The organism is Bacteroidales bacterium, assembly GCA_035299085.1.
In the GTDB taxonomy this organism is placed as follows: Bacteria; Bacteroidota; Bacteroidia; order Bacteroidales; family UBA10428; genus UBA5072.
The window spans coordinates 38496-60458 of the sequence record DATGXG010000022.1 but is presented as its reverse complement, the minus strand read 5'-3'; the positions used below and the strand labels follow the sequence as shown (position 1 = coordinate 60458).

General features: G+C 42.8%; 18 protein-coding genes and 1 riboswitch. Of the genes, 3 read left to right on the top strand and 15 right to left on the bottom strand.

Translation table 11 applies throughout. From position 1 onward, the window contains the following. Positions 1-11 precede the first annotated feature (11 nt). Positions 12-692 (top strand): DUF2490 domain-containing protein, encoded by a 681-nt coding sequence (locus VK179_06250; GenBank protein ID HLO58323.1) that lies wholly within the window; start codon positions 12-14, stop codon positions 690-692. Here VK179_06250 and VK179_06245 read toward each other — a convergent pair. The 9 genes from VK179_06245 to VK179_06205 all read right to left on the bottom strand — a co-directional run bounded on the left by VK179_06245 (position 685) and on the right by VK179_06205 (position 14114). Beyond that, the gene (locus tag VK179_06245; protein HLO58322.1) at positions 685-1599 is read right to left on the bottom strand and encodes a glycosyltransferase; all 915 of its coding nucleotides are present in this window, start codon (positions 1597-1599) and stop codon (positions 685-687) included. The two genes, VK179_06250 and VK179_06245, sit on opposite strands and share 8 nt — an antisense overlap. A gap of 28 nt (positions 1600-1627) precedes the next feature. Then, complete coding sequence (locus tag VK179_06240; protein HLO58321.1) at positions 1628-1840, bottom strand: hypothetical protein; 213 nt, start codon at positions 1838-1840, stop codon at positions 1628-1630. A 15-nt stretch (positions 1841-1855) separates the two neighbouring features. After that, the gene (locus VK179_06235; protein HLO58320.1) at positions 1856-2893 is read right to left on the bottom strand and encodes an ABC transporter ATP-binding protein; all 1038 of its coding nucleotides are present in this window, start codon (positions 2891-2893) and stop codon (positions 1856-1858) included. Next, positions 2883-3944 (bottom strand): iron ABC transporter permease, encoded by a 1062-nt coding sequence (locus VK179_06230; protein ID HLO58319.1) that lies wholly within the window; start codon positions 3942-3944, stop codon positions 2883-2885. Before VK179_06230 ends, VK179_06235 begins: the two co-directional genes overlap by 11 nt. Before the next feature lie 9 nt (positions 3945-3953). After that, positions 3954-5075: an ABC transporter substrate-binding protein gene (locus VK179_06225; protein HLO58318.1), complete on the bottom strand. Its 1122-nt coding sequence runs from the start codon at positions 5073-5075 to the stop codon at positions 3954-3956. A 26-nt stretch (positions 5076-5101) separates the two neighbouring features. After that, positions 5102-8761 (bottom strand): hypothetical protein, encoded by a 3660-nt coding sequence (locus VK179_06220; GenBank protein HLO58317.1) that lies wholly within the window; start codon positions 8759-8761, stop codon positions 5102-5104. An 86-nt stretch (positions 8762-8847) separates the two neighbouring features. After that, positions 8848-10911 carry a T9SS type A sorting domain-containing protein gene (locus VK179_06215; protein ID HLO58316.1) on the bottom strand — a complete coding sequence of 688 codons (2064 nt, stop codon included), beginning with the start codon at positions 10909-10911 and terminating at the stop codon, positions 8848-8850. Positions 10912-11067: 156 nt separating this feature from the next. Next, positions 11068-12120: a YncE family protein gene (locus VK179_06210; protein ID HLO58315.1), complete on the bottom strand. Its 1053-nt coding sequence runs from the start codon at positions 12118-12120 to the stop codon at positions 11068-11070. Positions 12121-12131: 11 nt separating this feature from the next. Further along, positions 12132-14114 carry a TonB-dependent receptor gene (locus VK179_06205; protein HLO58314.1) on the bottom strand — a complete coding sequence of 661 codons (1983 nt, stop codon included), beginning with the start codon at positions 14112-14114 and terminating at the stop codon, positions 12132-12134. Between the two features lie 17 nt (positions 14115-14131). Continuing rightward, positions 14132-14328: riboswitch (cobalamin riboswitch) on the bottom strand. A gap of 96 nt (positions 14329-14424) precedes the next feature. Here VK179_06205 and VK179_06200 point away from each other — a divergent pair. Then, positions 14425-15327, top strand: coding sequence for a hypothetical protein (locus VK179_06200; protein ID HLO58313.1), 903 nt, complete (start codon positions 14425-14427; stop codon positions 15325-15327). 303 nt (positions 15328-15630) lie between these two features. Here the strand turns inward: VK179_06200 and VK179_06195 are convergent, their stop codons facing one another. Both VK179_06195 and VK179_06190 read right to left on the bottom strand, forming a co-directional pair. Next, positions 15631-16350 carry a tetratricopeptide repeat protein gene (locus VK179_06195; GenBank protein HLO58312.1) on the bottom strand — a complete coding sequence of 240 codons (720 nt, stop codon included), beginning with the start codon at positions 16348-16350 and terminating at the stop codon, positions 15631-15633. A 12-nt stretch (positions 16351-16362) separates the two neighbouring features. Continuing rightward, positions 16363-16680, bottom strand: coding sequence for a hypothetical protein (locus VK179_06190; GenBank protein ID HLO58311.1), 318 nt, complete (start codon positions 16678-16680; stop codon positions 16363-16365). 120 nt (positions 16681-16800) lie between these two features. Here VK179_06190 and ligA point away from each other — a divergent pair, with 120 nt between their 5' ends. Next, positions 16801-18798 (top strand): NAD-dependent DNA ligase LigA, encoded by a 1998-nt coding sequence (gene ligA, locus VK179_06185; protein ID HLO58310.1) that lies wholly within the window; start codon positions 16801-16803, stop codon positions 18796-18798. A 119-nt stretch (positions 18799-18917) separates the two neighbouring features. Here the strand turns inward: ligA and VK179_06180 are convergent, their stop codons facing one another. From VK179_06180 to VK179_06165, 4 genes are read right to left on the bottom strand one after another with little or no spacing between them, the layout of a single operon-like run. Continuing rightward, the gene (locus VK179_06180; protein ID HLO58309.1) at positions 18918-19697 is read right to left on the bottom strand and encodes an energy transducer TonB; all 780 of its coding nucleotides are present in this window, start codon (positions 19695-19697) and stop codon (positions 18918-18920) included. Between the two features lie 16 nt (positions 19698-19713). After that, entirely contained in the window at positions 19714-20379 is a 666-nt protein-coding gene (locus VK179_06175) for a biopolymer transporter ExbD (GenBank protein ID HLO58308.1), read from the bottom strand. A 16-nt stretch (positions 20380-20395) separates the two neighbouring features. Next, positions 20396-21025 carry a biopolymer transporter ExbD gene (locus VK179_06170; GenBank protein ID HLO58307.1) on the bottom strand — a complete coding sequence of 210 codons (630 nt, stop codon included), beginning with the start codon at positions 21023-21025 and terminating at the stop codon, positions 20396-20398. 45 nt (positions 21026-21070) lie between these two features. Then, a complete protein-coding gene (locus tag VK179_06165; GenBank protein ID HLO58306.1) occupies positions 21071-21883 on the bottom strand; it encodes a MotA/TolQ/ExbB proton channel family protein in 813 nt (270 codons plus the stop codon). Positions 21884-21963: the final 80 nt, after the last annotated feature.

Here is a 21963-nt window from a genome sequence, read left to right as displayed (position 1 = left end):
TTACTTACAATATGCATCAAAAATCAGTAAACATACCCGCTTTCTTTTGCCTGTTGATTCTTTCATTTTCAGGGAAAGCACAGCAACGCGACTTCCAGGTTTGGCCCTCGGCTTCGGTAAGTATTGAATTTTTGCGCAATACAAAGTTCCAGGTTGAAGAAGAAGTCCGATTCCGCGAAAACAGCTCCCTGCTGAGTCGAGAAATCAACGACTTTGGCTTCTCATACCGGTTTAGCAAGTATTTCAGGGCTGGTATCTTTTACAGGATCGAAGCGGATTATGAGAATGCAGATGATTATTCATGGAGAAACGGCTTGTATTCGGATATGGCCTTCCGGTTCGGTTTCAACCGGTTTACGGCAGGTTACCGGTTACGCCTGCAATCGGCAAAAGTTGAAAAGAATGAAAACGATTATCTTTTCAGTGGTTTCCGGCACAGGCATAAAATATCACTTGAATATGATATAAAAGGTATTCCGCTTGTTCCTTTTATCGACAGTGAATTGTTTGTTGACAGCAAAGACGGAATAAAGGGTATGCGATCATGGGTAGGGCTTGAATACCAAATAAAAAAGGTTCACTCCGTAGCCCTCAAATATGGAATTGACAGGGAGATTAATTCAAACGATCCTGTTACTGCCTATATTTTAGCCCTGGGTTACAGCCTTGATTTAAGCCTTCTGACTAAATAGCAATCTTGTTTTTAGCGATCAGGCTTGAAATAATTGAGAGTTTGTAAAGCTCAAAAGCAAACATTCCAGGATTATGACCCAGAAGATTCCGCATGACCGAATTTGAAATCAGGTTGTAAAAAGCAAGATAACTCTTGACCATCCGGTATTTTCTAATCATTCCATATGCCCTGAGCAAACGGATGTCGCGGATATCGGTTTTCTGAATTTTACCCTCTTTCAATAAAATCAACAGGTTTTCGATCGCTGAAGATGTTTTCTTCAGAAATTCCATGGAGATTTCAAGTCCAATATGGTAAAGCGGATTATCAATATGCTTTATTTTAATCCCGTTCTTCTTTAATTCAAGGCCGAATAGGGTATCTTCATGTCCATATTGCACTATGGTTTCGTCAAATTTTATTTTCAGAAAAACCGATTTCGAAATCAGAAAGTTATTTGTCATAAATGACCTGTATGGATTCAGGTTTCTGATAGCAGCCGGTTTCTGTTCACGATGTATCCCATAAAGCCATCTTAACTGGTATTCCGGATCTTCGGGAGGGTCTGAATGATATATATTACCACCACAAACCACTATTTCGTGATGGCAATAGGGCAGGTATTTTTCAATATAATTGTCACATGCCACTTCAGAATCGCAATCCATGAAAAGCAGCGACTGGTAAACGGACATTTCGGCCAGCCGGTTTCTTATCCGTGAGCGGCCTATATTTTTTTCAAGCTCATAGAAACGGACATCCGGCAGATTTCCGATATCCTTGTTCTGATCACGCAAAAGCGATGAAGAACAATCGTCGAGGATTATTATTTCAAAAGGAATACCTGTTTTTGTAGCCTGCCTGTGAAGCTCAGTAACCAGTTTTACGACGTTAAAATTATAAACAGGAATAAGTATGGATAACATGGAATTAAAAAACTTATCTCGCGTTTGATCAGGGATTTGGCTGATCAGAATCTTTCATAAATACTGTGTAAATAAACAGAATAATTGCTGAAGCGGCAAAAATTACTATCAAGGAGAAGATGCTGTTCATCATAATATTTCTGAGATCAATAATATCCCAGATCCCCAATATAGCCAATATGGTGAATAACAGCACGCATCCGATCAGGATGTAGGAGACAATTTTTTTCAATGTATTCATGACTATGAATTTAAACTATGTGGAAAATTTTAGAAAACCAACCAGATCATAAATTGAATAAAATTCAATGGCTTCACCTGCAATTCTCTGCAAACACCATACCGGTTTACCATCATGCTCTTCCATTCGGATCATTACGCTGCCTTCTTCATCAGAACAATGAAAACCGGCTCTTTCTAATGCCTTCTTTGTCAACGTCCTGTACTTGCTATGTCCCTGCAAGACCATTTCTTTAGTCGGTTCTTTTCTGAAACGAAAAGAAGATGTTTTTGTGTCAAATTCAGCGGGCGAATTTAGAAACAATTTACGAAATACATTACTAATTAACAAATCTTCAGGTGCCCCCTGAAAAATAGTATTTTCCGCCAAAAGCCATATTTTATCGGCAATATCCATTGCAAGGGACAGGTCATGTGTTGAAAACAGTATTGTTTTTCCGTTCTTAACTGACAAATCGGAAAGAATTCTAAGAATTTCATACCGTGAAGGCACGTCAAGAAAAGCGGTCGGTTCATCAAGAATTATAACCGGAGTGTCCTGGGCAAGCGCCCTGGCGATCATTACTTTTTGCCTTTCGCCATCACTGAGCTCGTGTACAGATTTTTTCAAAAATTTCTCCAATCCGGTAAGCCTGACTGCATTCTGAACGGCTTCGGAATCTTCAGGACTCATTTTACCGAACCAACCCGTATAGGGAATCCTTCCCATTGCTATGAGTTCATGTACCCTTATCTGAAAGGCTTGAACAGGGTCAGTGGATACATAACTCATAATCTTTGCCCTGTTACGCAGGGAAAGTTCATGCAAGGACCTGCCATTAACGGTTATCTCTCCCGAGATCAGGTTGTGTATTCCGGCAACAGAGCGCAGCAATGTGCTCTTCCCTATCCCGTTTCTGCCCACAATGCCTACCATTTCAGCATGGGCAATTTCAGCATTGACAGGACCCAAAACAACTTTCCGGCTGTTCCGCGTCTGATATCCGATCTGAAGATCTTTCAACGTTACGGCATGGCCTGAATGCCTTTTATTATTTATGGCTTCAGTTGACATGAACGAGCCTCTTATTGTATAAAATTACCCAGATAATAATTGGGATACCCAGTAATGCAGTGACGCTATTAACCGGAAGAATGACACCTGAACCCGGAAGCTGTGATATCAGGTCGGCAACAAGCATCAATAGGGCACCAAGCATCAAGGATGCTGGTATCAGAATAAAATGGTTGGCGGTTGAAAAGATGAGCCTTGCCAGGTGTGGTACAGCTATTCCAATAAAAGCCAATGGTCCGCAAAAAGCAGTTATGCTTCCGGATAAAATGCTGGTTGACAGAAAAATCAATGTACGGGCAACCTTAACGTTGATTCCCATGGATGTCGAATACCGTTCGCCAAGCATAATGGCATTCATCATTTTTAACGTGAAAAGCGTAAACAGGAATCCTATCAACAGGCTGGCAGCAAGTACTTTAATTTGAGTTGCCGTTAAATTGCCCAGGTTACCCATTGACCATATCACAAATGATTTTAAAACTGATTGCTGGCTGAAATACTGCATAAGATTCACTATGGCAGAAGTAGCACTTCCGAAAAGTATACCAAGAATAAGGATTGTCATAATGTCTCCTACCCTAACCGAAACGATCATAATGAGAGTAAGAACGATACCCGCACCAATCCATGCTGCAATAATCTGCATCCAGCTCCCTGCATAACCCAGGTGTCTTGAAACGAAAAAATTCCCGAATCCCATCACCACAATGGCAACACCCAGGCTTGCACCTGAAGTAACTCCTAATACATCCGGTCCGGCAAGGGGGTTTCTGAAAACTGTCTGCATTTGCAAACCGCTTACTGCAAGAGCCGCCCCGGCTAATACAGCAACAATGGTTTTCGGAATCCTGAATTCAAAAAGAATCGAGCTCCATACGCGGTTTTCCGGTGAAGATCCTGACAATATTCCTAAGATATCCCTGGCCGGAATGTGAACCGTTCCGCTCATAATATCAAGCATGCCAAAGAATAACAGAACCAATCCGAGGATTAAAAACAGGAATGCCGTTCTTTTATCAAATCCGGACTTTTTCGGATGTTCAAAATCCATTGCAGAGTTTTATTGAAGCTTCCTGTAATATTTCAGGTTATGCGAAGGTAATAAATGCGGATGCAAAATATAAATAAGATCAGAAAGTATTATGTCGGGTTCAGTTACGCCCGATTCATAAAATCCATTTCCTCCGGAAGCGCTCATGTACCGGTCATTATTGAAAACTTTCCCACTGGTTAGGGCCGGAAGTAGTTTAAACCGTTCATCCACCGAAATCACATCAATTATTGAACGTGCCTCACCGGGATTAATCCAGTACTCGGCAGTCAGCGCATTTTCATATATTTTTTCAAGCGCCACCGGCACACTCTCGTTGTAATTCAGGTTTCCCCAAATATACTGTCCGCCTGCATCGCTTATAAGTCGTGCTATATAGCTTTTAGATCCCGAAACGTACCAGCTTCCCCTCCATGGCAATCCAAGAAGTACGGATGGTTTTTGCCCTTCTTTAGAAGCCAGCTCTTTAAACTGGTTATAATTGGCAGTCACTGAATCAAAACGTTCGCTTACCGTTTTACCCATGCCGTAACAGGCTCCGAATACTTTCACCCATTCCATTTTTCCCAATGGGTCCTGCTCAAGGTATTCACCAATCAGAATCACAGGGATACCCAATTCATTCAGCTTTCGTACTGTATTTGTAACAGAAACATTCACACCGTAAGCAAATACAACATCGGGTCTGAGGCGCAGGATCAGTTCATAATTCAGATTTTCATCGTAACCGACATCAAAAATCCTGTTTTCAGCAATACCGTCTCTGACCGAATCATTAACAACATAATCCTTACCTGATATACCAATGATTGAACTGGCTTTATGAAAAAACTGAATAAAGCCAATATGAGTGGTTGAAAGGCAAATAATCCTTGTTACAGGCGTTTTAACTATTGTAAAGTTTTCACTTTTTATTTCTGATTTCTGAACCCTGTTTGACAGCAGGTAACGGTATTCGACCCCGGTTGAATGTTGCCATGGATTTCTCACAGTGAGCAGGATCCCGGTATCGACGTCAGTCATTTCAAAACCACCGGCGTAATGCACCGCAAGAAGCTGGGGAGAATCAGACTGCTTAAGGTTATCGGGACTTTGTACGGGAGGCCTGCAGGAACCCAATAAAATTATCAAAACAATTAAAATACCAATCTGCCTCATTACATTTCTATTTCCTTAAAGCTTTCGCCCTGTCTTACCTTAGTTTGTGAAAGAAAATACTGTTGGGTAATCGGTTTTCCATTTACCGAGAACTGCTGATCCTGGTAGGAAGTATATTTAACCTGCCTGAATTCCTGTGCTTCGTTATCACGGATGACGATATACCTGAATATTATTTTATATTGTTGTTTATATTTTTCAAGCGTTATGCCTTCAGGATATTTGTTCTTCAATTCATTCAAATATAGCTGTCTTTCTGATTCGTTTTTAAAATTCAGTTCAGCTAATTGAGCACCCTGCCCCGTTTTTTGTGTGACGGCTGCTGCCTGTGTATTTGTTTTTGGTGGTGCCTGGCTCAGCATTTTATTGATCTCATCAATTCGGGCAATGCGCTGTTTAGCATAGGCACTTGAAGGATCAATAGCAAGTGCCTTCTGATAATTCTCCTTTGCCATGGCATAACGGGCGCCATCGAATGCCTGATCCGCTGTGCCGATGAGCGATTCAAAGGCAGCTTTCTTTGCTTCGGCAGCCTGTCTGATTTTCTCAGCTTCAGCCATGACATAATCCGTCTTCTTTATCTGGTCGAGTGCCAGGGCATCTCCCGGAATTTGTTTTAACGCTTCGGTATAAGAAGCTTTTGCAGTAACATAATCCTTTTTTGTAAAGGCATCATTACCGGTATTCATGGCTGCAGTATAGGCAGCAGTCCTTGCTTTGGCGTCAGCCTGCTCTTTTTGCCTCTGTGCAATCAGCTTTTCTATCTCGGCCAGTTTGGTCTTCGGCTGTGCAGCGTCAGGCTTAATTCCTGATGCACGGGTATATTCATTTTTGGCCTGATCATAGTCTTTGGCAAGGTAGAATTTATCTCCTGATGCCATGGCCAGGCTGAAAGCGTTTTCACGGGCTGCATTTTCAGCCATGATGCGGTTTTGTTCATCCACCGTTTTCTTTATCTCATCAAGCTTCTGTCGCGGGTAGCTTTCTGCAGGATATAAAGCAAGGGCCTGTTCATAAGTTGTTTTGGCTCCGTTCCAGTTTTTCTGGTTAAACAGCTGATCGGCAGCTTTAACAGTTTCATCGAATTTCTTCTTTTTGTTCTGCTCAGCCAACACCCTTTCCTGCTCCTGTTTAATCAGTGCCAGCGTTTCATTTAGCTTTTGCCGGGCATTATTATCAGCAGGTTTTAAGGCAAGAGCTTTCTGGAATGCTTCCTGAGCTGCAGGATAATTTTTTGCCAGAGTTGCAGCACTTCCCTGGCTCATAGCCTGTGTGAAATCCGATTCAAGTTTCTGTTGTTTAGATAATGCTTCGGCAGCAACAAGGTTATCAATTTCAGTGATTTTTTGATTTGCGTAGGCATCACCGGGCTTTATAGCAAGTGCAGCTGTATAACCTGACCTGGCGGCAGGATAATCTTTACTTCCAAAAAGTTTGTCAGCAGAGGATATCTTGTCATTATACTGTTGCGCCAACAGCTTATCCTGTTCCTCTTTCTTTTTCTGATCGGCAATCAGTCTGTCGATTTCAGCAGATTTTGCCGTAGCATATGCATCTCCCGGCTTCACAGCAAGTGCTTTCTGTATGAACTCTTTTGCCTGGGTATATGTCTTTTGCGTTATTGCAGTTTGAGCAGCACCTACGGCAGCCTTGTAACTATCCTCAACCGATTTCAGCCTGGCAGCATTCTCAGCAGCTATCGAGTTATCTATTGATGCTATTTTGCTTTGTGCATATGAATCTTCCGGTTTAAGGGCAAGGGCCTGCTGGTATGAATTCCTGGCATCCTCAAGTTTCTTTGATGCCATGTAACCATCTGCTGTAGCAATTACCTTAGCATACTGATCATTCAATTCCTTTTGTTTCTGGTAGGCAGCAGCAAGACGATCGGTTTCCGTTATTTTATCTTTGGCTGCCTGTTCGTCAGGTTTAATAGAAAGAGCCTTTTGATAAGCCGCTTTCGCTTCGGTAAACTGATTTTTGCTTAGGGCTACATTACCGGCTGCCATGGCTGTATTAAAACCATCGTTTTTTGTCTTCAAAAGTGCAGCCTGTTCGGCGGCAACTGAATTATCTACGGCAGTGATCCTTGACAATGCGGTTTTATCATCCGGTCTGATGGCAAGGGCTTTATTATATGATTCCCTTGCAGAATTCCAGTTTTTCTGCGCCATAAATGCGTCACCCGCCTGGATAGCGCTATTATACTGCTCTCCGGCGGCTTTGCGCTTACTGAATTCATCCGACAGCCAGTCTGTTTCAGCAAGTTTACTTTTTGCATCGGCATCATCCGGCTTTACTGCCAAGGCCTTCTGAAAGGCATCCTTTGCCATTGCGAACTGCTCTTTTGCAAGAGCATTATTACCGGATGTCATTGCATTATCATAGCTGTCATTTTTAACTTTATCTGCGGCAGCTTTTTCAGATGCAATGGCTGTGTTGGCCGACTTGATTCTTTGGGCAGGATAGGATTCGGAAGGTTTCATCTCACAGGCCTTTACATAAGCTGTTTTGGCTTCTTCAAATTTCTTTGCCTTAAAGAGTGCATCAGCCTGTTCAACCAGGCCAATATATTCTTTTTCAAAAGCTTCTTTTTTCTGGGCTTCTGCATTCCTGGCGGCTAATTCAGCAGCCTGCTTAGCCTGAATCGTTTCAATTTCCTGGACCCTGCTTTTCGGCAGAGCTTCAGAAGGCTTCACAGTGAGAGCTTCCTGGTAAAACTGTTTTGCAGCAGTATAATCTTTCTTTGTGTAGGCAACACTTGCCTTTGCCATTGCCTGGTTATATTTGTCATCTACAGATTGCTGTGCCTGCCTGGCAGCCTGCTGTTGAGCAAGGGTGTTCTGCAATTCCGCTGCTTTTTGCTTCGGATAGGTTTCCTGCGGGTTGAATGCACTGGCCTGGTTATATTTCTGAAGCGCATCAGCAAGTTTACCCTGTGACGCCAATGCATCGGCATCCGCAATCAGTTTCTTATAGGCTTCAGCAGAACCCTGTTGCCGGTTAATTACATTATTGATTTCACCTATTCGTTTCACCGGGTATTCTTCAGTGGGATAAATGCTCTGTGCTTCACGATATAAATTCAGGGCTTCTGTAAGGTTATTTGCCTTTGCAGCCTGGTCCGCTTTTTTAACCACATTTTCATATTCCGAAAGCTGGCACTGATCGGTTTTTACCATGAGGTCCTCAATTTTCGGCCGCATACTGTTTACATAATTTTTGTCCGAAATGAATTCACGTCTGCGTGAATCAAAGGCTACCTTATCCACCGGCTCTTTTAATATCGAATAGTCAATGCCCTTGCAGGGTTTAACGAGATTTACCGAAAATTCATTCATCCAGGTACCTTTTTCATCGTCAGGAAGCTGGGTATTAAAGCTGATTTTCTTGCCCACCAATCCGTCTTTCTCCACTTCAATCACGTATTGCTTATTCATTTCAAGGTCTAATGAAAAGCTTCCGTCAGAACCGCTTTGAATGGTTTTAATTTTATTGCTTCCTTCATACAGGTTAATATTGGCCCTTGAAAGCGGCTCCATCTGGTATTCTGAAATTCCCCGGACTACCAGTTTTCTTGGGGTTTCTGATTGTTGCTGAGCATGCAGATTCCCGATAAGGAAAATACCCAGCAGAATGATGATGTAATTTCTCAGCATAACAAGGCTATAAGTTCCTGTTTTTACTGAGTTTTAAGGGAAAAGTTACCTTTTTGTGTACTAAAAAGTTAACATAATTCCATAACTTATTTTACAATGCTGACTTTCAAAAAACTTGTTTTGTTCTCCTGCAGTATTTTCACTATGTACGCACCGTCCGATAACGGTTTCAATGAAACCGGAATAATATGCTGGTAGGCCTGGAATTCTTTTTCATAAACAAGCTGGCCCTGAAAATTGTATAAACTGATTGTTACAGGGGCTGTGGTGATATGACTAAACTGTATCCTGAGAAAAGAGGTGGCCGGATTCGGATACACAATAATATCCGGGTCCTGCAGGTTTTCAGCGGGAATAGCACCCGAATTGAAAACTACGGGAAAAATGGCAAAAGAAGAATTTACAGATGTATAACCGGTCATCGTCAACCAGGATATTCCATCATACACAAAAGCTGTATTTTGTCCGGATGGCCTGTCATTAACCATGTAAGTGGCAAAAGTGTCGGCAGGTTCATCGGGGAACAGTTCATACCCTGCAAAAAACGATTTACCCGCTGATACCACGGAATCAAATGAAATAAAATTTCTTCCTTCCCCCGAAAGGTCAGCCAGGAATACTGTCTGTTCATAAACCACATTTCCGGGTTTGTCACCTCCACTCCAAATTTTCACTTTAATATACCGGTCTTCAGCTGCAGCATAGCTTTTCGCAACATCCAATATAAGCCCGGAAATCATTTTACTTTCTGATTCGCTGAATTGCTCGGCGAATTGAGTAAGGTCGCGGCCGGAAGGAGCAGAAACAAGCGTTTCATCTTTACTGATGTGATTCAGTGTATCTCCGGTTGCCCAGAAGTCAGAATAGGGATCATACCCGTCAAGAATAGAAGGTTGTGTATTTTGTGGATCGAGCCAAACGGCAAGCTGGTTTTCAGGAGCCGGGTAATCAATCCAGTCATGACTGAACATTTCAAAATAATCTTCCACCGGGCTTTCACAGGTGGCTAGTCCCCCGGTAAGCGTTCCCCTGATCCGCCCCGACTGATCAAAGAAAGGAGCCCCGGATGACCCGGGCTCAGTGGTGCCTGATTCCCAATGCCTTATCATCCAGTGCTTGTCAGGATCATATTGTCCCCCGAAAGTTGACTTAACAAGAGGATTTTCCTCGGCAGACACCTTTTTTACATCGCCGAGCGGATGGTGAATCGTGATACCTGATTGAGGAATATTTCCAGTTTTGTCCCATCCGGCATAATAAGGATGAAACGACAAAGGAATGGGCTCCAGAAGTTCTACAAGTGCGAAATCAACCTTGCTGCTTCGGGCTCTTATTGTGGCTCCGGATATTGATTTCCCGGTATATCCGTCGGGACCATTGCAATACGGACTTTCATACTGAAAATAAAACACCGCAGTATTGGCATTTTCCTCCTTTGTAAGGCAATGCCCTGCGGTAAGAACATAATTGACGCCGTCCTGTCCTGTATTGTTTATAAGTACGCCTGTGCACCGTTCATGACCCTTATATACAATTCGAACAACCGAATTTTTTAATTTCTGAACCAGGGCGTTCGAAGTACAATTTATATCCACATTGCAAAGGCCGGCCCAACCGTACCAGCCATCTTTTTCGGTTGTGAGCGAATTACTTCTTTTGAAATCGCAGCCCATGCCTGAAATGCCAAATGATCCGTAATTTTTACACCACACGGGAACCTGCATTTCAACAACGATTACATCACCGGTTATCTCCGATGTGGCAAGCATATTAATCCGCTTGTTATTCAAATCGGTGTAGGCCCCGTGGATCTGTTCGCGGTTCCTGTCGCTCGTGAAAACCTTTACGCCTTTTTCAATCGTCCATGGCGTGAAGATCAGGTTCAATACCGCTGCACCCTCCACATGAAAGGCTATTCTCCAGATTTTCATGCCATCATTGAGAGTATCCCAAGTGCCGGAGTTTTCAGGTGAATAGTCTAGATCGATCAGCAAGCCTGAAGAAGCCATTTTTAGATAGGAAGTATCCCGGGATTGCATGGCTTCCTTAACAAGGGCTGTTGAAACAGGAATACTAATAACCTGTAATTCAGAAAGTTCACTGGAACTTGCCGGAATCGGACTTCCGGGCCTTGTTAATTGCGCCTTCAACCCACTCCCGATACAAAAAAGAATCAAAATCAATACTATTGTATGGCGGATTTTCAGGCAGTTAATCATTCGGTAAAGGTACCAAAAAAAAGACTATAGACTATAGACTATAGGCTATAGGTTATAATTTACCGCCTGCTGTCTACAGCCTACAGCCTACAGCCTGAATATGGCACTGCTCGGACCTATGCCTACAGAGACTTCTTTAATTATATTGCCTGTGGAATCAACTATTTTCATGGTTCCGCTTCCTGAAAATACGGATTCAAAAACGTATACATGCCCGTTTTCAGGATTAACATCGACACCATAAAAATTGCCTGTCAGGAAAGGAGCACCGGCAATCACCGGCGATGCCGGATTGAGTTTATAAATGCCGTCAGGACGTAAATAATACATACTGTTTCCGTCATCCGAAATGGCTAATTTGGCAGGTGTGGAAGAGTAATCGAGCGCCGTACCCACCTGTTGTTGCCACAATACATTCCCCGTAGAAGCGTCGATTTTCTGAAGAAACGATCCTGTTTCAATATCCGTGTAGTTAGTATATCCCTTGCAATATACCCAAATGTTCCCTTCATTGTCAAGGGCCATATCAACCGGGCATTTTTCGGTATAAAACGTATCGGTGATTGCGTCTGAGACGGGATCAACAACATAGACAGTAGAATCGGATGCCCAACCCCCGCTGTTTGCCACCAATACATCATTACCCGATTTTACCATAATTTCCGGCCCGTAGCCCACTTTAATGCTATCGGTTTCAGTTAAGGTTGACAGGTTGATCACATGTAGATATCCCTGCATTCTTCCGGCTGAAACATATCCTTTACCGGCATCTGCCTGGATAAAATACCTTGGATATTCGATTGGCAAAGGTTCTTTAATTACAGCAAAAGTTTTCAGGTTAACGATCTCAATCTTTGCCGAATTATTTACAACTAAAATGCCCAGGGTGTCATTCGCCACTGAAAAGGATTGCAGTATATCCCCAGCGGAACGCCCGTTGACCGCATCAAAAATGTAATTTTCAACTTCGCTGGTTTCATTCTTCATATGGCTTATTGAGCCATTGTTCGCATTATATGAACCTTCGTTAACAATAAAAATTCCTTTGGAATATCCCGTGTCGGTATTTGTTGGATCATCTTTTTCGCACGACACAAAAATACAGAACAATGGAAGCAACATTAAAATCAAGTATTTCATAAGACAGGTATTTATTTCGATTGATTGTGTGAAAAGCCTACCGAGGCGGTAATGTGATAGCTTCTGCCAGGCATCGGGTATGACCGGATTACTTCATACGATTGATCGAGTATATTCTCAACCCGGAAAAAAAGCGCTATAGGGATTTGATTGATCTGCTTTTCTATTCCTGTTGTCAGGTCAATAGTCCAATAAGAGGGCAATTGAACGGCACGATCAGCTGTTTCAACTGTTTCTCTTTTTCCTGTATAGGATGTAAATACACCGGCCATGATTCCTTTGCGATGAATCTCGGTGTTCATCCTGAACGTGTGTCGTGGCGTGTATATTAATTGTTTGCCCCTGTAAATTTCTTTATCGTCAAAAGTTCGTGCAATGACCGAATGGTGAAAATTATAATTTAAAGAACCATTGATAGAATAGTCACCGCTTGTTACTCCGAAATCAATCCAGCTTTCAATTCCACCGGCTTTGACTTTTTTATATTCAACCGGGGTTATTGAATCGCGCATGATCCACTGTATCCAGTTATCCACGGTTTGGTAATAACCTGTGATCCTGGCATTGATGAATGATGATCGAGATGCAGCCGTAGAGACGCGATTTATCGCGTCTGTCTGATGCATCGCGTCTCTGCAAGTATATTCAAAAGATATGTCAACTCCCCTTCCCTTTTCAGGGTTCAATTCGGGATTACCACCCGGACGCCAGTATTTTTCATTGAAACCCGGCCTTCTGAATTTGGTTGAATAAGCAGATCGTACATTGAAACGGTCACTTACCTGGTAACGAATTCCGGCAGAGAATTGGGGATCAGGATTTAAGCCTTCATAAAATGTTTTTCTAACAGCTGTGTTCAGAATGATCTTTTTCAAAATGTACTTCAACCCGCCGTAAAGGGCATATTCATTTTCTTTTACCAAACCGCCGTAATTATTTGAACGGCCGGCCAGGTAGTTATAGTTAATTCCACCTCCGGCCACCAGGTTGGATGTAATGAAAATCCTGTAATCCGCCTCACTGATGAACCGGCTTGTTGCGATTTTTGAGTCAAGGGTCCATGTTGAATCAGTTTCTGATTTATCCCTGTAGTTGAGAAAATCTGAAAGATAAGCGGTACGGATGGTTAAAGCTGACTTGTCCCATTTTTTGCTATAATTCACGAAGGTTCTGAAAACACTGTCCTTTTGATCAGCCTGACTTGATTTATAGGAACCCATAAGTGCCGGAAGTTGTAGCGATTTTAGCTGGTACCAGATTCCTGCTTCTATGGTTCCTGCCTTTTCAAGGTTAATCCATGCATTCTGGAGTAAACCGAACGACCTGTATGCATTATGGCTGTTAGTAATATACGGATCTTCAAAACGGTAATGGTCCCTGTATCTGAAATCATTTTTTGCCACGGCCTGCATGGCAGACAACTGATATTGGAGGTGTCGGTTGCCGGCCTTAAGAAAAAGATGATTTCCGAAAGAGCCGAAGCTGCCCGCATTGAAAATATACTGTGCGGATGCCCTGTTATTCCAATCGGGTTGATTATCCAGGTTCACTGTTCCTCCGAAAGTGCCACTTCCGAAAAGACTGCCCGATGCACCGTTAATCACATCAACGCTTTGAACAAATGCTGTGGGTATCAGCGAAAGATCCGCCTGACCTGTCGTGGGTGAATTAAGCGGAATTCCGTTCCACGTTACAAGGGTATGGTTGCTTCCTGTTCCCTGCATGGATATCGATGCAAGTGAACCTGCAGCACCGTAATTCCGGATATTCACCGAGCTTGTTTTCCCGAGCATTTCAGCAAGTCCCGTGTATTGTTCGGCAAGTGCCGGCTTTACAATCACATTTCTTATAATCTGATCATCGGTAAAAAACTTACGGTTGGATTCAACAATAACCGGGTTAACTTCCTTTACAGGCATATCCTGCGAAAGCAAAAATGAATGCAGTGAAACAAAACCGAAGAAAAAAAATAAAAAGCAATGAAGCCGTCCCATGATTATGTTGTTTATTCCCGAACAATACTGATCATGGCAGGTCTTCTGACTTTCTCTTTGCTGACGCCTTCCCATCCCTTTTTTGGAACAGTGGCAGGGTATTGTCAGCAATCACACAGAGATTACAGCAGCGGGAACTGTTCAGGATTCTCACCTGATTCCCTATTATCCAATCCCGGAATCCGGGATCGAAACCATAACCGTGAACAAAGATAGAAAAAATAAGACAGGAAAGGCCCGATAATTATAAACACTTGATAACTGACGGTATATTTGTACTTTTGATACCATTATCAACAAATAATACTCCATGAGGCACCGGTTATTTTTAACTCTCTCCGGACTTTTTTTTCTGATTCCATTAATCGGACAGCAAACGATGCTGTTTTCAGTCGATTACATGACCAACAACAATGTGGTTCAGAATATCAATTCAACGGTTAAACAGCCTGCATTGTCGCCTGCCGTGTCATTCATGAGCAGCTGGGGAATTGATGCAACCGCTATGAGCAGTTTTATTGCCAATTCAGATGATTCGCTGAAGAATTTTTCAACTGAAACCGATTTTGTACTGGGATACACATGGAAGATCTCAGAACATTTCAGTATTTATCCGTCTTACACCAGATTTGTTTTCAGCAGGAATTCAAATGCATTCAATACCATGTTCCGGCGCGACTGGCGTGTGGATGCGGATTATCATAATCGTATTGTAAGTGCAGGACTTACATCAGGATACCTGAGCGGTCAGCAGCATACGTTATATGCCATGGCAAGGAATTATTACATGATTACGCTGAACAAGTTTTTATTCAGGAATGCTGTATTATCGATAATGCCGGAGGCCGATCTCAATTTCGGTAACTATGAATACCTGAATCTTTATTATATTGAACAGTTAGAGAACTATTCCGGCTTTTATAATTACATGCTGGTTTATTCAAAGTCATTACGACGTTATGTAATCAGTGAAATGATCAGGCATCCCGGGAAAAACGGTAAGGAGATCATCAATGAATACCTTGAAAATAAAGCCCAGGATTCATTTAAGCTCACAGGGCTCTCACTCAGCCTGCCGGTAACCTATACAATCGGAAATTTCGGTATCAACGCAGGATTGTATATCATGTTGCCGATGAACCAGCCGGATTATTTATCCGGCGATCCGTTGGTTTATTTTGATGCGGGGGTGTCGTATTCGTTTGATTTCTGATGACAGATATGAGAGCGTTTCTATTTAACCGCAAAGAAATAGTTTGCTATAAGGAATATTGTTGTATTAGTGCTTCTAATGCCAGGCGAAGTCTCTGACTTCGTCTGAACGGTATCTGGTGATTCTTTTAAATATTTGATTAAGCTGTGATGCGTATAAGAGCTGCAAGACGAAGTCGGAGACTTCGCCTAGCATCTGACGAAGTCGGAGACTTCGCCTGGCATCCTTTCAAGGCTTCGCCGTTTGTGCGCTTCATAATTCTAACTTCTTCTTCAAACTTCAAACCTCAAACTTCTTTCAAACCTATTTACACAATTCCTTCGCATATTCCTTAGCCTGGTCGTCCCCTAATTCAGACGCTTTTTGCAGATCTTTACAGGCTTTGTCGTTCATTTCAAGTGAAAAATAGGCCAATGCCCTGTTGAAATAGAAATCAAAGGTTTCATCCTGTAACGAAATGGCCTTTGTGTAATCGCTTACGGCAGCGTCGAACATCCCGAGATTATAGTAAGTATTCGCCCTGTCGTAGTATCCGTCGGGATCGCTGGCGTTGAGTTCAAGACCTTTTGTGAAGTCATTCAGCGCCTGTTTGTATTCCCCTGTCTTATAATAGCAGTTTCCTCTTGTAAAAAAGGCATCCGCAGATTCCGGATCTTCTTTGATTAACCGGGTCAAATCGTCAATGGCAGAGGTAAATTTTCCCAGTTCATACCATGAATTGGCCCTGTTAAACAAAGCATCCTTATAGTCGGGTTTCAGTTTCAGCGCAGTTGAAAAATCCTCGGCTGCCTCGTTGTATTTCTCCAGCGCGAAATAGGAGTTCCCGCGAAAATAATAGGCATCAGCGTTTTTGCCGTCGAGTTCAATAGCTTTGGAGTAGTCCTTAATTGCTGCCTCAGGAGCACCTTTTTCATGTTTCTTTTTACCCGATTCAAGCAAATCATTCACAGCAGTCTGGGTTTTGCCGGTGATTGAAATCGTTAACAGAAAGCAGGTAAATGCCAGGTATTTTATCATATTCATTGTAGCGTTAAGTTAACGAAGCCTGTGCCTTCTTTGAACCATTCTCTGGTGCACATTCTGCTGACGCATCAATTGCTGCTGGATAATTAGCCTTCGCCGTTCCATGGCCATTTTGCGGTTCATCAAAGCCTGCCTGTTCCGGATCATAGCCTGTGAACGCAGAATGATAACCCTCTGATGATTGTTTCCTTTATTTACAATATTGTAATCCCGGCTGTTTGGCCTTAAAGTGAGGTTCTCGCGGGTGACAGTTTTTCCAACCGTCACATCCTGAGCTTTGGCCATAAACGGCAGACAGATCACAAATCCTATGAGTAATAACTTTTTCATTAAGATGATGTTTGTCTATTTAGACTTAAAAAGTGCTCCGGGGTTTAAACCAATTTGTAAAATAAATAATTTTGATCCGTACACATCAAATTGCTTAAATTACAGCGAAATTAATAAAAAATGACAGCAAGGGAAAGGATATTGCAGCTCAGGTCAGAAATTGACCATCACAATTATTTATACTATGTTTTAGCCCAACCTTCGATTGATGATGAAACTTATGATCGTCTATTAAAGGAATTGCAGGAACTTGAAAAACAAAATCCTGATCTTTACGACCCAAACTCGCCCACCCAGCGCGTGGGTAGTGATTCCGACAGTGAATTCAGGCAAATAGCGCATACCTGGCCCATGTTATCACTTGATAATACCTATTCACAGCAGGAAATTGAGGATTTCGACGAACGGGTCAGAAAAGACATTCCGGGTGCAGTGGAATATGTTTGCGAGTTAAAATATGACGGAGTATCCATTAATCTTCACTATGAAAAAGGCCGTCTTGTTTATGCAGTAACACGCGGGGACGGTGTTAAGGGAGATGATGTAACGGCCAATGTGAAAACCATCCGGAGCGTTCCTCTTACTCTCAAGAATACCGGTTATCCGGATGTATTTGATATACGTGGTGAAATCTATATGCCTCATGCGGGTTTTGAAAAGATGAACAGGGACAGGGCTGAAAACGGGGAAGCTTTATTTGCGAATCCCCGGAATGCCACTTCGGGTACTCTGAAGACAAAGAACTCTTCGATGGTGGCAAAACGGCCGCTGGATTGCTGGATTTACTATCTGCCCGGGATGGAGTCGGTTTACAAAACCCATTATGAAAGCATTACTGCAGCCAGAGAGTGGGGTTTCAAAGTTCCGACCTATATAACAAAATGCGATACACTCAACGGGGTATTTGATTTCATTAACTTGTGGGAAAACAAGAGGGATAGTCTTCCTTTTGATATTGACGGGATTGTTATCAAGGTAAATTCATACAGGCATCAGCAGATTCTTGGTTTTACGGCTAAATCGCCCCGTTGGGCGATAGCATATAAATACAAAGCGCGGGAAGCCATCACCAGCCTTCTTTCAATTGATTTCCAGGTAGGGAGAACCGGGGCGGTTACACCAGTTGCTAATCTTAAACCGGTGTTACTTGCCGGCACCACTGTAAAAAGGGCTTCTCTGCATAATGCTGACCAGATTGAATTATTGGATATCCGGATTGGAGATAAAGTGAAAATTGAAAAGGGCGGCGAGGTTATACCGAAGATTACAGGTGTTGTATTGGCTGAACGCTCTCCTGAACGTCAGAAAGTGGAGTTCATTACCCATTGCCCTGAATGCGGCACCGAACTGAAAAGGATACCCGGAGAAGCGCGCCATTTTTGTCCGAATGATACCGGCTGTCCTCCGCAGATAAAGGGACGCCTTGCCCATTTCGCCGGACGGCGGGCGATGGATATCGGCTGTGCCGAGGCCACTATAGAGCAATTGAATAATAAAGGTCTTTTAAACGATCCGTCTGATTTCTACCAGCTGACAGCGGAGAAGCTGCGTCAGCTTGACCGTTTCGGAAAGAAATCAGCCGAAAACCTAATTAAAAGTATTGAAGAATCGAAGCAGGTCCCGTTTGAACGGGTAATGTATGCCATAGGTATCCGCTACGTAGGTGAAACCGTCGCCAAAAAGCTTGCTTCGCATTTTAATTCCATGGACACCATTATGAATTCGGACGTTGATGCGTTGATCCAGGTAGGAGAAATTGGTGATGTCATTGCCGGAAGTGTGAAGGAGTATTTTTCGAACCGTTTGAACCGGGAAATGGTAGAACGGTTAAAAGCGGCGGGTGTTCAGATGACCGGAGTTCCGAAGAAAATTGAAAAAGCTTCCGAAAAATTATCCGGTAAGAATTTTGTGATATCCGGAGTTTTTCAGAATCATTCACGTGAGGAAATGCAGAAGTTGATTGAAGAAAACGGTGGCAAGCTGCTCTCATCAGTGAGTTCCAATACGCACTATGTTGTTGCAGGCGAAGGTATGGGACCAGCGAAGAAAGAAAAGGCGGTGAAACTGGGGGTGAAAATTATCTCGGAAGAAGAGATTGTGGCGATGATAAGGGAGTGATGCTGGATGCCCAGTTGTCCAACACCGAACAAGGAACACCGATTTACAATTTAAGAAGTTTTAAAACTAAAAAGCCCGGTCCGAAGACCAGGCTTTTTGTTTTTATGCTGTGACAAGCTTTACTGAAGCTGGAAAATAACCGGCATAACGAACTGTTGTTTTACAGCACGTCCGCCTTGTTTAGCAGGTCCCCATTTCGGTGACGATAAGATCACACGGATGGTTTCCTTATCAAGTGACGGGTCAACGCCACGGAGGATTTTCACATCAGTAACTTCACCACGTGAATTAACGGCAAACTGAACCGTAACCCTTCCGAAGATACCGTTTTCAACGGCAACCGGAGGATAAACGAGGTTTTTCTGAACCCAATCGCGGAAAGTTTCAAGGCTACCGCCCTGGAATGTAGCTTGTTCTTCAACAAATACAAAGGCGGGTTCGTCTTCAACAATCACCTGTTCTTCGGGTGCAGCAACCACTTCAATGGTTTCAGGAGGAGGCTCGTTACTAGTGCTCTCCTTGACGTCATCCACAATGGCAAGCTGTACATTCTCATCAGCCTCTTCCACAACAACGGGAGCGGTATACCTTACCTGCTGTTCCATTGCAGCGGGAGGAGGAGGAGGAGGAGGAGGAGGAGGTGCATCCTGGTCGGTTTTCACGTTCTGTAACTCAGCAACGGTTTCCTTTACCAGAACCACGTTCGTTTTGTCAGCATTCAGTGCCTTGATGAAAGGCACGGCTACCCCTGTTGCAACAGCAAAGAAGGCAATAAGGAAAGCTACTAGAAGATAGCGCGGAAATCTTTTCCGCAGAAAGTAGGATCCGTATTCCTTATTTCTGTTTTCAAATACAAGATCTGTAAGGGTAAGTGATCTGTTTTCTTTTTTATCAGCCATTTTCGATAAATTTTAATTATTTACCACTAGCACCACTACCCTGGGCTGCAAGATAGTCATTTACCATCTTCTTTTCCACATCGTTAATATCGATCAACGCGTAAAGTGCAATATTGGTTATTGACATTTCGTCGAGAATATCCACGATATTTTTATACTTCACATTTTCATGTGCTTTGATCAGAACAACCGGGCCGGCTTTATCCTGACGCATGAAGCGTTTCCGCTGTGCATCGACTGAATCTCTCGGCATTTCAATTTTTCCGGTTACCACATCTTCCTTCATCGTTTCGATTTTGGTAAACAAGTCTTTATTACGCTGTAATAAAATCCTGCGTATACCATCATCGCTGAAGTTAGTCTCGTGCAGACGTGGCAGAGGAGGTTTTGCAGGATTTGCAAGACCATTATACCACAGAACCTTGTCATCACCTATAAGAATGATATTCAAAGCCCTGCTGCTGTCAACCTCAGGTTTCTGCTCCGGTTTCTCATCTTTAGGTTTCTCCGGAAGCACAATTTCCATAACCTTTGCTTTGGCAAAAGCAGTGGTAAGCATAAAGAATGTAAGCAGCAGACAGGCCAGGTCAACCATCGGCGTCATGTCGATGTGCGTACTGTGCCTTTTCGCCCGGCGCTTACCTTTTTGTTTACCGCCTTCGTTTTGAATTATTTCAGCCATTTCTTAAAATCTCCTATTAAAGGTTATCCATTTTTACCTCAACATCTTCCAGACTGGTGGTCAGGTTGAATTTGTTGATATTATTATCCTGCAAAATGTCGATCACCTTTTTTATCGTTTCATAACTGGCTTCCCTGTCGCCCTTAAGTGCTACTTCCAGTTGACTGTTGTAGTTACGGGCAAACCTTATCCAGTACAGAAGCTGATTATCCGTTGAGTCCATGGGAACCGTTGTATTCATGGCGTCACGTTCCTCGGTGTTCTTGGCATTGATGTAATCTTTCATTTTAGCCATGGGAACAGCAAATGATGCCAGACCTTCGAACTTTTTCACTTCAGCTGGAGTGAATTTCATCTGGTACTGGTATGCCATTGCCTTGAGGATGTTGCCACGAAGGTGTTCCGAAGTGTCAATACCATTGTCCACATTAAAGAACACCTTGTTATCAGGTGATACCATAATGGTAATGATATGTTGCTCCGGAGTGGTTGTATTTGAAACTGAACTCGGCGTATCAATCTGTACAGCTTCCGGTTGACGGAAAGTCGCTGTCAAAATAAAAAAGATGAGAAGCAGGAAAAAGAGGTCTACCATCGGCGTCATATCGATGCGCGGTGGTTTTTTATGCATTTTTAATTTTCCCATTTTCTCAGAATTTAGAATTTACATCTTCACTATTCATCAACAACATTAAGCTTTCCTTAATGAAGAAGCAAATGTCTGTGTTAAGCTGAAACCAGCTTCGTCAATTTTAAAAGTCATGTTGTCAACCCTTGTCTGATAGTAGTTATAGAATATCAGTGAGAGGGTGGAACCGGTGATACCGAAAGCGGTATTAACAAGAGCTTCGGAAATACCTGTTGCAAGAGCCAGGGCGTCAGGAGCACCAGCAGTAGCAAGAGCACCGAATGCACGGATCATACCAAGTACTGTACCGATAAGACCGATAAGCACGGAGATCGAAGCAATGGTCGACAGGATAACCAGGTTCTGTGAAAGAACAGGTAATTCAAGAGCTGTAGCTTCTTCGAGTTCCTTCTGGAGTGCAAGAACTTTCTGGTCGTTCATCAGGGTCTTGTCAGCCTGAAGATCTCTGTACCTGTGGAGACCTGCTTTCAATACGTTTGCAAGCGAACCTCTCTGTTTGTCACAAAGTTTTGAAGCTTCTTCAATTTTGTCCTGATTCAGAAGATCACGAATCTGGCGAACGAAGTTGCTAAGGTTACCACGGCCTTTTGCTCTCCAAAGCATGATGTACCTTTCTACAACGAAAGTCAGAAGGATCAGGTTTACTGCCATAAGCAGCGGAACGATAAAACCACCCTTATACACAATACCGAGGTAGTTACCAGGCAGTGCGGCGCCTTCGGGGTTACCACCTTCAAAGTTAGCAGGATTACCCATTATTTTCGAATAAATAAGCCATCCGGCTACAACACACAGCACCATAACCACCAACACAAATGTGGATTTTAATGCTTCAGCTAAAGATTGTCCTTTCATGTTCAATTGTTATTTTAAGTGTATTAATAATTATAATGTTTTAATTATAGTGTTACAAAGAAAAGCAATTTTTTCATACA